This is a genomic window from Ignatzschineria rhizosphaerae, from assembly GCF_022655595.1.
GTDB lineage: Bacteria > Pseudomonadota > Gammaproteobacteria > Cardiobacteriales > Wohlfahrtiimonadaceae > Ignatzschineria > Ignatzschineria rhizosphaerae.
On sequence record NZ_CP093379.1, the window covers coordinates 2326821 to 2342805 of the forward strand.

The window sequence follows — 15985 nt, forward strand, 5'->3', positions numbered from 1 at the left end:
GGATTGACGCTATCTCAATATCGCTAAAACCTGCCGGCATAAAAAAGAGAGACATCGATAACAATGTCTCTCTTAGCGATTGATTACTTTAATTTCTAAACGGCTTAACGGCGCGGCATTTTACCTTTTAAAGAGCGCATCATCTTACGAACACCACCCCCTTTAAATTGCTTCATCATGCGCTGCATCTGATCAAATTCTTTAAGGAGCTTATGCACCTCTTGAATATTCACCCCAGCACCATCTGCAATACGTTTACGGCGAGGCGCTTTAATGAGCTTATGATCTGCTCTTTCTGCCGGCGTCATTGAGTTAATCATCGCAATTTTTTGCACAAAGATCTTATCATCGACTTTCCCTTTTGCTTTTTCAGCAATGTCCCCCATTCCCGGCAATTTAGTTAAAAGCGTATTAATTCCACCCATATTCAGCATCTGTTCCATCTGCGCTTTAAAGTCGTTTAAATCAAGGCCTTCCCCTTTTTTAAACTTATTGGTGATTCTTTCAGCTTCCTCACGATCAACTTTTGATTCCATCTCTTCAACAAGTGATAACACATCACCCATATCCAAAATACGTGAAGCTAAGCGATCAGGATGAAATGGCTCTAATGCTTCAAGCTTTTCGCCCACCCCAAGGAACTTAATCGGTTTTTGGGTAATATGACGAATTGATAATGCCGCACCACCACGCGCATCCCCATCAATTTTTGTGAGAATAACCCCGGTTAAAGGCAGTGCATCATTAAAGGCTTTTGCCGTATTTGCCGCATCTTGCCCTGTCATACTATCGACAACAAAGAGCGTTTCAACAGGATCCAGTACTGCATGAACCTCTTTGATTTCGCCCATCAGCTCATCATCGATATGCAGTCTTCCTGCGGTATCGACAATCAAGACATCAGCGTTCATGAGCTTAGCACTTTCTACCGCTTTTCGAGCAATATCTTGCGGCTTTTCACTCGCCGTTGAAGGGATAAATTCAGCACCTACTTGCCCCGCAACCGTTTTAAGTTGCTCAATAGCGGCAGGTCTGTAAACGTCCGCACTCACAACCGCAACTTTCTTCTTCTCACGCTCTTTTAAGAAACGCGCTAGTTTTCCCACACTTGTGGTTTTACCCGCACCTTGTAACCCCGCCATTAAAATAATAGCCGGTGGCTGCACACGAAGATTTAAAGATTCATTACTCTCACCCATAATCTTGATGAGCTCTTCATGAACCACTTTAATAAAGACTTGCCCAGGATTAAGGCTATCAATCACTTCACGCCCTACCGCACGCTCTTTAACCTGATTAATAAACTCACGTACTACAGGAAGGGCAACGTCTGCCTCTAAGAGCGCCATACGGACTTCACGAAGCGCATCCTGAATATTGCTCTCTGTTAATCTCGCTTGCCCACGCAGCGAGCGCATCGTTTGTCGTAAACGATCACTTAAATTCTCAAACATAAAAACCCTTTTTAGCTTTTATTTATATTTCTTGTGAAATTTCTAGTAAAATCACTGTATAGTTTACTTGAAATAGGGACTTGTTTAAAGTTCCCTCCTAGATATAAAAAGGTAAGAATCTTAAGACCATGACGTTAGTAACACTCAATATTGGACTCTATCTTTTGTCAACACTCTTCTTATTATGCGCTCTTTGTAAAAAGGGGCAAAATTGGTGTTTACAGCTGAGCTTTGTCACGCTAATTGCCGGTATCTTATCGCAAGGAACTCTTCTAAGCTACCAAATTGCTCAGGGCGACTTTGAACAAGTAAGTGCCATAGAAGCGCTCTCAGTTGCCGTATTTATCATGCTACTGATCATTATTCCCTATGTTAGAAGACATTTAAATACCGCTATAGGGCTCACCTTTTTTGCCACAATCGTGCAAGCCCTTTCACTCTTTCATACCAACGAAGTGAGCTTTAGCACCCCTTCTCCTTGGCTAAGTGCGCACATTTTAACCTCAATTGTCGCTTATGCAATTCTTTTAATGGCTTCTATTCAAGCACTTTTAGTCTACCTAAGAGATCGAGCATTGAAGCAAAAAAAATCAATAACGCACAAATTACCACCAATTATGCGGATGGAGTTACTGCTTTTTAGACTCCTTTTAATCGGTTTTATTGTGCTAACTATCAGTTTATTAACCAGTTTTGCATTCTTCGATCAATGGTTTAGCCCACACTTTATCCATAAAACGGTATTAACAGGGCTTGCGTGGATCTTATATGGAGGCATACTATTTGCCCATCATTATTATGGATTACGAGGAAAAGCTGCAACCAAGTTTATTCTCCTTACCGCCATTATTTTACTGCTTGGGATTACCGGTACTCGCTTAATTCAAGAATATATGTTTGCCGAGCCTCTTTAAGCTTTAACCACGTTTAATACATGACCACTATGACCAATAGCAACAGCAATAGCACCTCTACTAAAGAACAGACCTTTATCCATCACCTTATTGAATTAAGAGATAGACTTATTCGCGCGGGGATCGGGATTTTAATTGTCTTTGTTTGTCTTGTTTACTTCTCAAATGATATCTATCAATTTGTGGCAACACCTTTGCTTTCAGTCATTCCTGAAGGTGGAAAAATGATTGCAACAGATGTTATTGCCCCCTTTATTGTGCCAATTAAACTCACCCTTTGGGTCTCTTTCTTTATCGCCATTCCTTGGGTTTTATACCAAGTCTGGAGCTTTGTGGCCCCCGGGCTTTATCAGCATGAGAAAAAGGTCGCTTTCCCCATTATTTTTACTAGCGTTCTGCTCTTTTATCTTGGAATGGCTTTTGCTTACTACGCTGTGATGCCGGTGATGTTTAAGTTTCTGTCAGGCTCTGCGCCAAGCGGTGTTGAGATTGCAACGGATATCAGTAAATATCTTTCCACTGTTCTTCGCTTATTCTTCTTCTTTGGCGTTGTTTTTGAAATACCGATTGTGCTAATTATTCTAGTCTCTCTACGTATTTTAAAAACCGAAAGTTTAACTAAAAAACGTCCCTACATTATAGTCGGTGTCTTTACGGTATCTGCCATTGCAACGCCACCAGATCCCTTCTCAATGATCATCTTTGCAACCGCTGCACTCCTTCTTTTTGAGATCGGACTCTATATCGGTAAACGTATTGAAAAACGCCGCGCAGAAAAAGGGGAAGATGAATCCCTTGAGACAAATCATGAAATGACAGAAAAACCTCAAGAGTAATCTCTTAAACAGTTGCAAAAATCACCGATTTATCTGTGGATAAAGTTATAGAAGTGCTATAATAACAGGCTAAATATCCGCATAAATCGGTTTTTTTTATTCATTTTTATTTAAAACGGACAGTGTGATCAATTATTATGATTAAAACTCGCTTCGCCCCATCTCCAACGGGCTATCTTCATATCGGTGGCGCAAGAACTGCGCTTTTTTCTCACCTTTTTGCGTTACATAACAAAGGGACTACAGTCCTTCGCATTGAAGATACTGACCTTGAACGCTCAACACCTGAAGCTGTTGAAGCAATTATGGAGAGCTTAGCGTGGCTTGGCTTTGATTACGATGAAGGTCCTTACTATCAAACTAAACGTTTTGATCGTTATAAAGAGGTTGTCGAAGAGCTACTTGAAAAAGGTCACGCTTACTACTGCTACTGTACCCAAGAAGAGCTCGCAGAGATGCGTGCGGTGGCGGAAGCTAAAAAAGAGAAACCTCGTTACGATGGGACATGGCGCCCAGAGCCTGGGAAAACGCTTCCGACGATTCCTGAAGGTATTAAACCTGTTGTGCGCTTTAAAAACCCACAAATGGGTGCTACAAGCTTCTCTGACCTTGTTCATGGCAATTTAAGTGTTCAAAACAGCGAACTTGATGACCTTATTATTGCTCGTGGTGATGGTTCTCCTACTTATAACTTCTGCGTGGTTGTGGATGATGTGGATATGGAAATTACCCATGTTATTCGCGGCGATGACCATATCAATAACACTTATCGTCAAGTTAATATATTTAAAGCGATGGGGAAACCTGTACCGCAATTTGCGCACCTTGCGATGATTCTTGGGGATGATGGGCAAAAACTCTCTAAACGTCATGGCGCCGTTGGCGTGATGGAATATTATGATCGCGGTTTCTTACCAGAAGCGGTAATTAACTACCTTGTGCGTTTAGGTTGGTCACATGGTGATCAGGAGATCTTCTCATGGGATGAGATGGTGCAATTCTTTGATCTTAAAAATGTGAACAAATCAGCAAGTGCATTTAACACATCAAAACTGCTCTGGCTCAATCAGCATTATATGATTGAGAAAAATCCCGCAGAACTTGCGCAGCTTCTTAAACCATTCCTTGCGAAAATCGGCGTAGCAACAGAAGATACACCAGCTTTTGATAACTTCTTAACAAAAGCGGTAGAAGCACACGTTAAACGTTCTGAAACATTAGTTGAGCTTGCGGAGATGATCAAATATCTCTTTATTGATGAGATCGAAATGGATGAATCAGCTAAAGCTAAACAGATCACAGAAGCATCAAAACCTGTTCTTGAAGAGCTCGTTCGCCTTCTCTCTGCGCTGTCTGAGTGGGAGCCTGAAGTTCTTGATGCAGCCGTAAAACAAGTCACACAAAATCTTGAAGTAGGAATGGGAAAAGTGGGAATGCCACTGCGTACAGCTATTGTTGGCCGTACAAACTCACCAAACTTAGATGAGACGCTTTACCTTGTTGGAAAAGAGCGTACGCTTGAGCGCCTTGAAAAAGCGATTGCAATGATCTAAGCTCATAAAGCTAAAGATAATTTACAAATGCAAAAGCCCCGCAATTATCCATAGCGGGGCTTTTTATCGTCTCATCAAAAATTCAGGAAGAATCATGGCTAAAGAAATTACGACAGTTGAAGCAATATTAGAAGATCAGTTACGTGTTAAAGTGAATGCACGTCAACACTCCATCATCTTAGATGAACCTAAAGAGTTTGGCAGTAGTGATGCCGGCATGACGCCCATTGAAGCGCTACTAGGTGCGCTTGGTGCTTGTAAATGTATTGTTGCTAAAAGCTATGCGAAAAAATTCAATGTCACCTTTACCGATATCTCTGTCAAAATTGATGGCGAGCTAGATACAGATGGTTTTTTAGGCTTAAATTCAGCAGCTAAAATCGGTCTTAGCCAAGTTAAAACCACTTATCGTTTTGAATCTTCATCTAAAAAAGAGGATATTGAAGCCTTAGTCGCTTTTGTCGATCAAACTTGCCCTGTGGCAGACTCAATGCTTAATACTCCGGCATTAGAATCTGCAATTACGATTGCTTAATAACCATTAACCAATTCTCATATAAAAAAGCCCCTATTTTCAAGATTGATTGAAGATAGGGGCTTTTGTAAATCTCAAATCTCTTACTATTTATCATTCATTAAATAAGCAGGCTTAACGTTGTCCTTTTCTTGCTTCTTCATCTAATGACTCAAGATATTTAAGCTTCTCACCAATCTGCTTTTCTAAACCTCGATTAGTCGGCTCGTACCATTTCATCTCTTGCATCCCTTCTGGGAAGTAATATTCCCCAGCGGCATAGGCACCTGGCTCATCATGCGCATAGCGGTAATGCTTGCCATGACCAAGTTCTGCCATAAGTTTTGTGGGTGCATTACGAAGATGAAACGGTACAGGGCGGGTTTGATCGCCGGCAACAAAGTGACGCGCAGCTTTTGCGGCTAAATAGCCGGCATTAGATTTTGCAGCGCAAGAGAGATAAATAACCGCCTGCGCTAAAGCTAAATCCCCTTCAGGGCTACCTAAGCGCTCATAGGTTGTTAGGGCATCTGTAGCAATTTGCGTGCCACGAGGATCGGCTAATCCCACATCTTCCCATGCAATCATTAGAATTCGGCGACCTAAATAACGGGGATCAACACCACTTTCCATCATTAAGGAAAACCAATAGAGCGCGGCATCAGGGTCTGAGCCCCGAATCGATTTATGAAGCGCTGAGATCTGATCGTAAAAATAATCACCGCCTTTATCAAATTTCTTCGGCTGACTTGTTAAAGTCTTCTCTACAAGCGCTCGACTTACCATAACTTCATCATGGCTTTTAGCAAACGTCAAAAGCTGCTGTAGTAAATTAAGAGAGCGCCTTCCATCACCGCCGGCATATTGAATGAGTAGCTCTCTACCAGTCTCTTCTATTGAAAACTCCGGATAATAGCGTTCTAAGGCACGATCTATTAACTCTGAAATCGCAGCGTCATCAAGCGGTTCTAGCACATAAACAAAAGCTCGTGATAAAAGTGCTTGGTTAATCTCAAAAGAGGGATTTTCTGTAGTTGCGCCAATAAAAGTGACTAAGCCTGATTCTACAAAAGGAAGTAGCGCATCTTGCTGCCCCTTATTAAACCGATGAATCTCATCGATAAATAAAATGGTGCGTTTATCTTGTAACCGATAGCTTTCTGCCTCTTTAATCGCTTCACGGATCTCTTTAACCCCAGAGAAAACAGCAGAAAGGGAGATAAACTCCGCATCGAAGGCTTGTGCTACTAAATTGGCAATGGTGGTCTTACCAACACCAGGCGGACCCCAAAAGATCATCGAATGCGGCACGCCACCTTTAAAGGCTTCATAAAGTGGCTTTCCCTCGCCTAAAAGATGTTTTTGCCCCACAACATCGCTTAATTGTTTCGGACGTGCTAAATCTGCTAAAGGTGAGAACTTAAGATTCGCCTCTTCAATCAGATTATCAAACAGATCACTCATTACTTTGTCTCATTAATGATATCGACATCTTTAGGAATCGAAAAATCAAAAACTGAAGAATCAACAGGCTTATTCTCTACCACGCTTCTCATCACAAAAGAGATCGTTTGCCCAGTCACATCTTCGACTTTAAAGGAGTAGATTTTACGATTCGCAAAAATAAGCTGAATATCTGTAATTTGCATATCACCACTTTGTACCTTAGGTGTTAAAAGATATTCTCTGCGATCACGAACTGTTTTAATATTAAAATTTTGATCTAACGTTTTATCACTTAATAATATTTGTAAAACAGGATTGTTAACAACCTCTTTTACCGGCTTAATAATGACCTGCATTAAGTCCACATCGTAGAACCAAAATTTGCTACCATCACTGACTAAAATTTGATGATAAGGCTTTGTATAATCAAACAAAAACTTAGGCCCCTGGAGCTTATTATTCAAATTCCCTTTAGCTGATTGTGCCCCGTTATCTTGCTCTTTAGTAGAAGGCTCTTTTTCAATAATTAACTGTCCAGAAGTTGTGTCTTCACGATCTTTAGTGATAATCTCTTGTGTGAAGTTTGCCTCTAGCGTCTGAAAATTTTTGAAATAATCGACAACAAACCGCTGATCTGCAAGTGCTCCCATAGGTGCCATTGTCATCACTGCCGGTAAGATTATTTTTAAGATATTTTTCATCATAGATGCCAGCCTTTGGTTAATTTCTACAAAGTTTTAGATAAGTGAGTATAGCAGATCAACCCTTGTTATAGAATCATCAAAAGGGATAAAACCTAATGATTCTAGGGCGATAACAATCGGGGTCTTGCCATATTTTTATTTTTTATCGTTATTGACCTAATGGAAATAGTTTTGAACCATATTTACCAAATATGTCTTCATATCAATTTCTGATTAGCTAATAAAACAGGATATTAAAAATTTTATAACAAATTAAATTTATAGGAGTCACCTAATGATAAGCTCAAACATGATATCGTTCGATGTCTATGGCACGATGGTCATGGCCTGTTTAACCCTTCTTCTAGGCCGTATCGTTGTTGCAAAAATCCCCGCACTAGACAAATTTACAATTCCAAGCCCTGTAGCTGGTGGTTTACTTGTTGCTTTTACCATCTTAATTCTTAAGAGCTATTTCGATTTTGAAGTTAAATTCGATACCGTGTTACAAACCCCTTTAATGCTCATGTTCTTTGCAACTATCGGGCTCAATGCTAACTTTAGAAGCCTTCTTTCTGGCGGGCTTTCGCTTGTGATCTTCCTTTTAGTGGTGGTACTTTTCTTAATCATTCAAAATGGCGTGGGCGTTGGGCTTGCCTCAGCACTTGGACTTGATCCTTTAATGGGGCTTCTCGCAGGTTCAATTACCCTTTCAGGAGGACATGGAACAGGGGCCGCTTGGGGAGATGTCTTCTCTAAACAATATGGATTTGCTAATGCAACAGAGCTTGCTATGGCTTGTGCAACCTTTGGTTTAGTCTTAGGAGGGCTCGTAGGTGGTCCTGTTGCAAGATTCTTACTTCGTAAACGCCAACCTGAACTTGATAATGAAATCTTAAATAGTAAACCGGAAGAAGCTTCTGATAACATTACCGCTTTTGAACAACCTCGCCGTAGCCGCCGTATCACGTCAACAGCGCTTCTTGAGACGATTACCATGGTTTTAATCTCTATTGCCTTAGGTTCTTTGATTTCAGAAGCTCTAAGCACTACAAAATTTGCATTACCGACCTTTGTTTGTGTACTTTTTGTAGGGGTTATTATCAATAATGCTCTATCACTTATTAGCAAGCAGATCATTTTTGAGCGCTCAGTTTCTATTGTCGGTAATGTGAGCTTATCACTCTTTTTAGCTATGGCACTTATGAGCCTTAAACTCTGGGAGCTTAAATCACTCGCTGTACCAATGATTATTATCCTTGCCGTACAAGCTTGCTTCATGGCACTTTATGCGATTTTTATAACCTATACAGTAATGGGTAAAAATTTAGATGGTGCAGTATTTGCAGCAGGTCACTGTGGATTTGGTTTAGGGGCAACCCCCACTGCAATTGCCAACATGCAAGCAGTGACAGAGCGTTTTGGTCCATCACCTAAAGCATTCTTAGTGGTTCCGATGGTAGGAGCATTCTTTATAGACCTTGTGAACGTCATCGTCATTAAGCTCTATCTCTTATTACCGATCTTTCCACAAGTAGCCGTCACTGCTGGTAGCTAGTTCTTTATAAAATACAAACTAACAATCAAAAAATCCCGTGATCAAACTGATTGCGGGATTTTTTTGATCTCCAAGTGCAGCAATAGATGACTATAGTAAAATTGGTTTATGAAAAGCAAGGCTTAACCAGCTGGCACGGGATTTTAGAGTCGATTCGGTTTAAGAAAAACTATCTTAAAAGTAAAAACAGGACAACGGGGGAATCAAATCAGCTTGTACGATACCAAATAGAATGGTTTTTGCACTTATCATAACTGGTGCGCCGGCAATCTGGCTCAGTCACTTTTAAACCGATTTTACGATAGAAAACATACGAAACATTCCCTCTATCCTTGCATAAATCTATAAAAATACGTATTAAACAGCACTTACAAAATGCCGGACAGCACATATTTCTGATTATTAATAGCCGATTCGCCGGCATTTCAATCAGCCTGTTTTGAACCTATTTCACTATATAAAGATGTCATAGTAGATATTCAATGATAGAACGTGATAAAAACTCATAACACGAGCTTCATCTTAAACGACACATTTTGAATAATTTAAGCGTCTACACTAGAAAATAGATTCACAATTGGTAATAACTCAAGCATATCACTGATGACATAAGTAGGATTCTCTGCTGTAATTGATCGCCCAAAGTTATAACCATAGGTTACCCCTATCGTTTGTACGCCTGCATCTTTTGCCGAATCAATATCATTACGAGAATCCCCAACAAATAGTAATTCTTCTTGACGAAGTCCAAAATGACCTAGTGTTAAGAAAATGGGTGCTGGGTGAGGCTTTCTCGCAGCAACATCATCAGCGCCTAAAACGAGATCAAAATAATCTGTCATTTTGAGTTCAGCTAGTAAAGTGGGCAGAAAACGTGAAGGTTTATTGGTAATAAGCGCTAATTGATAGCCTTCCGATTTTAATGCCTCTAACGTTTCATATACATGAGGATATACTTCGCTCCCTTTTTTTAGGATCTCAGTATAAAATTTTGTGAAGAGCGCAAACCCTGCTTCAAACTTCTGAATACCGGCTGATGGATCAATATGTTTTAGCGCCGTTTCTACTAAATTAATTGCGCCATGACCGATCCAAACAGAAACCTGATTAAAGCCAACAGGCTCATAGCCTAACTCTACCAAAGTCTGATCAACGGCTTCAGCTAATCCCTTTGCACTATTAATTAAAGTCCCGTCTAAATCAAAAGCGACTGCTTTTACTGCTAAATTCATGCTCGTCTCCTAAAACTGTCGTAGTGAAACTAGTAATGAAAAATTTTCATGCGCATATTGTAAGCGAAATAATTTTAAAATCATAAAAAGCCATTAAAAAAACACTACTGTTTCTTTTATTGATAAGAAAACTATTTATAAAAATATGCCGAATAAAACCTTTCTAGTATAAAAATCACGTGCCACAAAAACTGCAGAAACATTTACTTAAGATAAATATCAGCATGATTTTCAAAATTTACATGTTAAAACTGTTAACCACTCGATTTTTAAAGAACATTTAGGTATATTGCCCTTTTACCGAACAGCTCGGTACTCATTTCAATCTTGCATGGAGATCGCGTAACAATGCATAACTTACCGCCTTGCCCACAATGTGGAATGGAACATACTTATACCGACACTGAGTTTTACTTTTGCCCAGATTGTGGCAATGAATGGTCTACTAAAGAAGAAGCACCCAAAGAAGAGACGGGCTTAACCGCTCGTGATGCACACGGAACACCACTCGTTGATGGTGACTCTGTTACTGTCATTAAAGATCTTAAAGTGCGTGGATCATCAATGGTCATCAAACAAGGTACTTTAATTAAAGGTATTCGCATCATCGAAGGCGATCACGATATTGACTGTAAAGTCAATGGCACAAGCCTTCAGCTTAAATCTGAGTTTATGAAAAAAGCTTAAATATCTGCATCTAGTTAATACTTAGATCTATCAAACCCCATTCATATCTGTCTGGGGTTTTATTTTTCTCTAGGGATTGTTGAACATTGACACATAACCTATTGTTTTTACTGAAAAAATTCATTTTCATTAATTTTAAAAAATGACTCAAAAGTATTGGTTATTTGTTAGAAATCGGCGGGTTGTTTACACTTCAGTGTTAAAATAATTTTCTAAAACTTCATAAGGCGTTAAACCATTAATACCCTTATGAGGTTTTACTGTGTTGTAATAGTTCAAAAATCGTTTTAGCTTCTTTTTCCGATCATCTGAACTGATAAACTCCTCCTGATTATGCCACATTTCCATGAGTGTTCGAATGACTCTTTCTGCTTTTCCATTCGTTTGAGGGCAAGCTGGCTTTGTAAACTTTTGATTAATCTTATGTGTTAGACACATTTCGACAAAGGCATGTTCTGATGTACCTTTATACTCACGACCATTATCCGAATAGGTGCATTCTACAGTATAGGGACACTGTTCTAACAGATCCCATCGAAGAAATTCAGCAGCACTAAACTGTGATTTATCAGGATAAATACCGGCATAAAGTTCTCTTGAAAAATCATCAATTCCTACAAATAAATACTCTCTAGTGCGATTTTTAAGATCCCCTTTTAAAAGAGGGAGCCGTTTAGTATCCACATGGACCATCTCGCCAGGATAGTTTTTGTTATAACGTTTAGCCCTCTTTTTAAGTTTCTCTTCAATAGATTTTTCAATCTTTGCAAGACGTTTAATGCCATACTTAATTGTTCTATAACGTTCATTTTTACTAGCTAATGGCACAAACAAGTTCAATCTACCTTGTTTTAGTACTTTATAGATCGTAGGTCTGCTTACCATAAAACGCTCAGCTAGATAGGTTACGGTAAATTTTTCTTGATGATGTAATCGCCAAATCTCTTCTCGATGAAACGGCGTTAATTTTGTTTTTCGATGGATATTCATAACAGTATTTTCTCCTAATACTGTAAACAACGCGATAAAATCCTACAGGTTATTCAATATATTGCATCCCTTCAACTTTGAATGTTCAACAGACCCTAAATAAAAGATAAAAAATATTATTACTTTAAAAATAACCATAAAAATTACTGATTATGTAATAACACCAAAAGAAGGCATTATAAACCTACAGGATACCAAAATAAATTCCCACTATTATTAACACTATTTCCCATTTATGAGCGGAGGAATAAATTATGCATAAGTTATTTAGTACGACATTAGCGACTGAGCGCCGCTATAGCTTAGCTGTTTTTATAGGTATTATTGCAGGATTTATCTCTGCTCTAGTTAAATCGGGTTCTGAAGAAATTCTTCCACCAAGATCCCCAAATACAATACCGCCTCCAGTAGAACTTTTAGAAAAGCTTGGAGTTCATGTCAACGAATATGTGTATACTTTTTCAGATCAAACTGTTGCGTGGGCTGGAAATGCTGTACATATTCTTTTCTCTATTGTTATTGCTGTGATGTATTGTTTTTTATCAGAGATATTTCCTAAGGTTAGAATGCTTCAAGGAGTTATATTTGGATTAATTATTGCCATCGGCGCCCACGGTATAATTCTTCCCATTTTAGGATTATCTAGCACCCCATTTAATGTGCCTATAGATGGAATAATTTCTGAATTAATCGGTACCCCTCTTTGGATATGGACAATAGAAATTATCCGAAGAGATCTACGTAATCGCATTACTAAGCTGCCTGATCCTCAAATTGCTTAAACCTTACCCCATATAAAAAGGCTACTTCTTCCTAGAAATAGCTTTTTTATATTCTCACTTTAACTTTGATCGATAACTTTATATCGTAAGGATCAGCCAAATATCTTCAATCTAAAAGTCTCAAAAAAACCTTAATAAAAATTAATTACTACCTTGAGCAATATTACCATTAGGGTAAAGAGATTTTGCATACGCTTCTAAATGAGAGACTAAATCAGGTCGTTCAATACGTTTCATGTAAGAAATCACCGCTGCTAAATAAGGTTCACTAGGCTCCATTTTAACGCCTAAAGAGTCGCTTAATACTGCATATTGCTCTTTAATCAAATCAGGATTATCTGGAATGGCTTTAATATTTAAACGCATACCATCAAAGACATAACGTAAGCCATCTAAATTTCCTTTCATCGGAACGCTACCGTGATCTTCACCCTCATAACCAATAAAAGCATAATCTAAGCCCTTAATGGGTGCCGTTTCCATATAGGCATTAAATCCTTGTACATTATTATAATGATCTAATTGCCCATCTTTTACAGCTTCCCCAGCTTGCGTAACAAAAAGCTTCGTCGGCGCTATTTCACTTCCCTTTAAAGCTTGATAGCGTTTTAACATCTCACCAGAATCCCACCAAATACTTGGGTCATGAACAATATAAGCTTTCATCTTTTTTTGCCCATTAATCAAATGATTTAACGCCGTAATGCCGCCAAAGGAGTGACCGACAAATACAGTGTAATCTGAAGTGCGATAATTCTTCTCAATTTCCGGCATCACTTCTGTTTCTAAAAACTGGAAGAACTCAGGGTTACCACCATTTTTACTACCTGCGCGCTCTTTCGTAACATCTTCACCAGCTTCCGGCAAAACAACGGAAGGTGTTAAATCTCGAGTACGATCTGTATTAACGATACCGACCACAATCATCTCAGGAATTGCAGGATAAGGAGCTCTTGAAAGCTTATTGATCATACCGGTTAAATAATAAAAATTACTCTCCCCATCCAATAAATAGAGAACAGGATAAGTCTGTGTCGAAAATTCATCATAAGAGGCAGGAAGTGCTACTTGAATAATACGATCTTCATCTAATACATTAGAATGCAAAGTAACACTATTACCTGTAGGATTTTATCGCGTTGTTTACAGTATTAGGAGAAAATACTGTTATGAATATCCATCGAAAAACAAAATTAACGCCGTTTCATCGAGAAGAGATTTGGCGATTACATCATCAAGAAAAATTTACCGTAACCTATCTAGCTGAGCGTTTTATGGTAAGCAGACCTACGATCTATAAAGTACTAAAACAAGGTAGATTGAACTTGTTTGTGCCATTAGCTAGTAAAAATGAACGTTATAGAACAATTAAGTATGGCATTAAACGTCTTGCAAAGATTGAAAAATCTATTGAAGAGAAACTTAAAAAGAGGGCTAAACGTTATAACAAAAACTATCCTGGCGAGATGGTCCATGTGGATACTAAACGGCTCCCTCTTTTAAAAGGAGATCTTAAAAATCGCACTAGAGAGTATTTATTTGTAGGAATTGATGATTTTTCAAGAGAACTTTATGCATGCCGGTATTTATCCTGATAAATCACAGTTTAGTGCTGCTGAATTTCTTCGATGGGATCTGTTAGAACAGTGTCCCTATACTGTAGAATGCACCTATTCGGATAATGGTCGTGAGTATAAAGGTACATCAGAACATGCCTTTGTCGAAATGTGTCTAACACATAAGATTAATCAAAAGTTTACAAAGCCAGCTTGCCCTCAAACGAATGGAAAAGCAGAAAGAGTCATTCGAACACTCATGGAAATGTGGCATAATCAGGAGGAGTTTATCAGTTCAGATGATCGGAAAAAGAAGCTAAAACGATTTTTGAACTATTACAACACAGTAAAACCTCATAAGGGTATTAATGGTTTAACGCCTTATGAAGTTTTAGAAAATTATTTTAACACTGAAGTGTAAACAACCCGCCGATTTCTAACAGATGATAATATAGTAAATTCGGTTCAAGAAAACCCAAATAATCTAGGAAATTATGGCTTACGAAATTTCATTTAGAAAACGCATCTTAAATACTCTTGATGAGGGTAAAAGTATTACTGAAACGGCTCGTTTGTTTAATATCTCAACTTCGAGTATTAAGAAATGGCGGAAAAAAATGGCTGAAGGATCTTTAGAGGATCCTGTTCGCCGATGTAACTTTAAAAAAATTGATCCGATTCAACTCAAAGCCTATATTTTGGAACATCCTGATGCTTATCTTTCTGAAATTGCTGAAGTTTTTCAATGTGCGACATCTTCTGTTCATGAAGCGCTTACTAAACTTGGTTTTAAGCATAAAAAGAAAAGTACAATTTATCGGGAATAGGATCAAAAAAAGTTAAAGCATTTTTAGAAATTATCACAAATCTTCCTCAAGAAAAAATCGTTTATTTAGATGAAACGGGCTTTGATCAATACCTTTATCGCACGCATGGGAGAGCTTTAAAAGGCGATATAATCAAAGGTTTTGTAAGTGGCAAACGATTTCGTAGGACAAGTTTAGTAGCAGGTTTAATTCATCGAAAAATATTAATTTCCCCATTTCAATATGAGGGCACTATGGATAGTGTGCTGTTTGAATATTGTTTTACAAACCACTTAGTACCAGAGCTACCTCAAAATAGCATTATTGTTATGGATAATGCTAGATTTCATCGTAAATCCCAATTGAAAGAGATTCTTTCAAAAACAGGGCATCGATTATTACTCTTGCCTCCATATTCGCCAAATTAAAATCCTATAGAGAAATACTGGGCAATCCTAAAGCGAAAAATGAGAGAAATATTACGCTATTCCTCGAATTTTGAGGAAGCATTTTTTAGTCTTTTTTGAACCGATTCCACTATAAGATGGATTTTAGTACTATTATCGCCAGCGCTTTTGGCAATAGCTTGAGATTCTAGGCTAGAAGACCTAGCACTACTTTGGTGTGCTCTGATGTGAGTCGCATCGATGGATAGCCATTCCATATCAGGATCTTGAATTAACATTTTGAATATTTTAGAAAACTTATCAAGCTTGGACCATCGCCTAAAAGCTTTAAAAACCGTATTAGGCTTTCCAAAGCACTCGGGAAGATAGCGCCATTGGCAGCCTGTTTTAAGGCGAAATAAAATGCCTGTGAAAATATTTCTTAAATTTGGTTTGTCATAAATATTTAAATCTAGGAGAATAGGTTTTAGCTTCAACCAAAGCTGGTCATTCAGTAACGTTTGGGGCATAGAATAGAGAGTTTGTAATGTTTTTTTGATGATTACGTTTTACAACTCTCTATTTTTT

18 protein-coding genes are annotated in these 15985 nt (G+C 38.4%); 11 read left to right on the forward strand and 7 right to left on the reverse strand.

What is annotated here, in order from left to right; genetic code table 11:
- Nucleotides 1-104: 104 nt before the first annotated feature.
- Complete coding sequence (gene ffh / locus MMG00_RS10400) at nt 105-1454, reverse strand: signal recognition particle protein (RefSeq protein ID WP_242148055.1); 1350 nt, start codon at nt 1452-1454, stop codon at nt 105-107.
- A 128-nt stretch (nt 1455-1582) separates the two neighbouring features.
- Here ffh and MMG00_RS10405 point away from each other — a divergent pair, with 128 nt between their 5' ends.
- The 4 genes from MMG00_RS10405 (at nt 1583) to MMG00_RS10420 (ending at nt 5292) form a co-directional block, all read left to right on the forward strand.
- Nucleotides 1583-2368 (forward strand): cytochrome C assembly family protein, encoded by a 786-nt coding sequence (locus MMG00_RS10405; RefSeq protein ID WP_242148057.1) that lies wholly within the window; start codon nt 1583-1585, stop codon nt 2366-2368.
- A 29-nt stretch (nt 2369-2397) separates the two neighbouring features.
- Nucleotides 2398-3204, forward strand: coding sequence for a twin-arginine translocase subunit TatC (gene tatC, locus MMG00_RS10410; protein ID WP_242148058.1), 807 nt, complete (start codon nt 2398-2400; stop codon nt 3202-3204).
- A 134-nt stretch (nt 3205-3338) separates the two neighbouring features.
- Nucleotides 3339-4757 (forward strand): glutamate--tRNA ligase, encoded by a 1419-nt coding sequence (gene gltX / locus MMG00_RS10415; protein ID WP_242153449.1) that lies wholly within the window; start codon nt 3339-3341, stop codon nt 4755-4757.
- 94 nt (nt 4758-4851) lie between these two features.
- Nucleotides 4852-5292, forward strand: coding sequence for an OsmC family protein (locus MMG00_RS10420; RefSeq protein ID WP_242148060.1), 441 nt, complete (start codon nt 4852-4854; stop codon nt 5290-5292).
- A 114-nt stretch (nt 5293-5406) separates the two neighbouring features.
- Here the strand turns inward: MMG00_RS10420 and MMG00_RS10425 are convergent, their stop codons facing one another.
- Together MMG00_RS10425 and lolA are read right to left on the reverse strand one after the other, a co-directional pair.
- Nucleotides 5407-6735: a replication-associated recombination protein A gene (locus tag MMG00_RS10425; RefSeq protein WP_242148062.1), complete on the reverse strand. Its 1329-nt coding sequence runs from the start codon at nt 6733-6735 to the stop codon at nt 5407-5409.
- A complete protein-coding gene (gene lolA / locus MMG00_RS10430; RefSeq protein ID WP_242148065.1) occupies nt 6735-7421 on the reverse strand; it encodes an outer membrane lipoprotein periplasmic chaperone LolA in 687 nt (228 codons plus the stop codon). The genes MMG00_RS10425 and lolA overlap by 1 nt, the downstream gene beginning before the upstream one ends.
- 289 nt (nt 7422-7710) lie before the next feature.
- Here lolA and gltS point away from each other — a divergent pair, with 289 nt between their 5' ends.
- A complete protein-coding gene (gene gltS, locus MMG00_RS10435; RefSeq protein WP_242153452.1) occupies nt 7711-8958 on the forward strand; it encodes a sodium/glutamate symporter in 1248 nt (415 codons plus the stop codon).
- Between the two features lie 545 nt (nt 8959-9503).
- Here gltS and MMG00_RS10440 read toward each other — a convergent pair.
- On the reverse strand, nt 9504-10190 hold the full coding sequence (locus MMG00_RS10440; RefSeq protein WP_242148067.1) for a phosphoglycolate phosphatase: 687 nt from the start codon (nt 10188-10190) through the stop codon (nt 9504-9506).
- Between the two features lie 348 nt (nt 10191-10538).
- On the opposite strand from MMG00_RS10440, the gene MMG00_RS10445 reads away from it, so the two are divergent.
- On the forward strand, nt 10539-10877 hold the full coding sequence (locus tag MMG00_RS10445; protein ID WP_242148070.1) for a zinc ribbon domain-containing protein YjdM: 339 nt from the start codon (nt 10539-10541) through the stop codon (nt 10875-10877).
- A 186-nt stretch (nt 10878-11063) separates the two neighbouring features.
- On the opposite strand, the gene MMG00_RS10450 is transcribed toward MMG00_RS10445, so the two are convergent.
- Nucleotides 11064-11867: an integrase core domain-containing protein gene (locus MMG00_RS10450; protein ID WP_242153261.1), complete on the reverse strand. Its 804-nt coding sequence runs from the start codon at nt 11865-11867 to the stop codon at nt 11064-11066.
- A gap of 254 nt (nt 11868-12121) precedes the next feature.
- Here MMG00_RS10450 and MMG00_RS10455 point away from each other — a divergent pair, with 254 nt between their 5' ends.
- Complete coding sequence (locus tag MMG00_RS10455; RefSeq protein WP_242148072.1) at nt 12122-12649, forward strand: YagU family protein; 528 nt, start codon at nt 12122-12124, stop codon at nt 12647-12649.
- 141 nt (nt 12650-12790) lie between these two features.
- Here MMG00_RS10455 and MMG00_RS10460 read toward each other — a convergent pair whose 3' ends face one another.
- Complete coding sequence (locus tag MMG00_RS10460) at nt 12791-13756, reverse strand: alpha/beta hydrolase (RefSeq protein WP_242148075.1); 966 nt, start codon at nt 13754-13756, stop codon at nt 12791-12793.
- Nucleotides 13757-13788: 32 nt separating this feature from the next.
- Here MMG00_RS10460 and MMG00_RS10465 point away from each other — a divergent pair, with 32 nt between their 5' ends.
- From MMG00_RS10465 to MMG00_RS14370, 4 genes are all read left to right on the forward strand, one after another.
- A complete protein-coding gene (locus tag MMG00_RS10465) occupies nt 13789-14244 on the forward strand; it encodes an HTH domain-containing protein (protein ID WP_242148077.1) in 456 nt (151 codons plus the stop codon).
- The gene (locus tag MMG00_RS10470) at nt 14201-14626 is read left to right on the forward strand and encodes an integrase core domain-containing protein (RefSeq protein WP_242148079.1); all 426 of its coding nucleotides are present in this window, start codon (nt 14201-14203) and stop codon (nt 14624-14626) included. The genes MMG00_RS10465 and MMG00_RS10470 overlap by 44 nt, the downstream gene beginning before the upstream one ends.
- A 73-nt stretch (nt 14627-14699) precedes the next feature.
- Entirely contained in the window at nt 14700-15032 is a 333-nt protein-coding gene (locus MMG00_RS10475; protein ID WP_242148081.1) for an IS630 transposase-related protein, read from the forward strand.
- 56 nt (nt 15033-15088) lie between these two features.
- Entirely contained in the window at nt 15089-15439 is a 351-nt protein-coding gene (locus MMG00_RS14370; protein WP_432805944.1) for a transposase, read from the forward strand.
- A 56-nt stretch (nt 15440-15495) separates the two neighbouring features.
- On the opposite strand, the gene MMG00_RS10480 is transcribed toward MMG00_RS14370, so the two are convergent.
- Complete coding sequence (locus tag MMG00_RS10480; protein ID WP_242148083.1) at nt 15496-15927, reverse strand: IS5 family transposase; 432 nt, start codon at nt 15925-15927, stop codon at nt 15496-15498.
- Between the last annotated feature and the right edge of the window lie 58 nt (nt 15928-15985).

Coding starts and splice junctions, on each gene's coding strand:
- ffh (WP_242148055.1), bottom strand. CDS start 1,454: ATGTTTGAGAATTTAAGTGATCGTTTACGACAAACGATGCGCTCGCTG.
- MMG00_RS10405 (WP_242148057.1), top strand. CDS start 1,583: ATGACGTTAGTAACACTCAATATTGGACTCTATCTTTTGTCAACACTC.
- tatC (WP_242148058.1), top strand. CDS start 2,398: ATGACCAATAGCAACAGCAATAGCACCTCTACTAAAGAACAGACCTTT.
- MMG00_RS10420 (WP_242148060.1), top strand. CDS start 4,852: ATGGCTAAAGAAATTACGACAGTTGAAGCAATATTAGAAGATCAGTTA.
- MMG00_RS10425 (WP_242148062.1), bottom strand. CDS start 6,735: ATGAGTGATCTGTTTGATAATCTGATTGAAGAGGCGAATCTTAAGTTC.
- lolA (WP_242148065.1), bottom strand. CDS start 7,421: ATGATGAAAAATATCTTAAAAATAATCTTACCGGCAGTGATGACAATG.
- gltS (WP_242153452.1), top strand. CDS start 7,711: ATGATATCGTTCGATGTCTATGGCACGATGGTCATGGCCTGTTTAACC.
- MMG00_RS10440 (WP_242148067.1), bottom strand. CDS start 10,190: ATGAATTTAGCAGTAAAAGCAGTCGCTTTTGATTTAGACGGGACTTTA.
- MMG00_RS10445 (WP_242148070.1), top strand. CDS start 10,539: ATGCATAACTTACCGCCTTGCCCACAATGTGGAATGGAACATACTTAT.
- MMG00_RS10450 (WP_242153261.1), bottom strand. CDS start 11,867: ATGAATATCCATCGAAAAACAAAATTAACGCCGTTTCATCGAGAAGAG.
- MMG00_RS10455 (WP_242148072.1), top strand. CDS start 12,122: ATGCATAAGTTATTTAGTACGACATTAGCGACTGAGCGCCGCTATAGC.
- MMG00_RS10470 (WP_242148079.1), top strand. CDS start 14,201: ATGATTTTTCAAGAGAACTTTATGCATGCCGGTATTTATCCTGATAAA.
- MMG00_RS10475 (WP_242148081.1), top strand. CDS start 14,700: ATGGCTTACGAAATTTCATTTAGAAAACGCATCTTAAATACTCTTGAT.
- MMG00_RS10480 (WP_242148083.1), bottom strand. CDS start 15,927: ATGCCCCAAACGTTACTGAATGACCAGCTTTGGTTGAAGCTAAAACCT.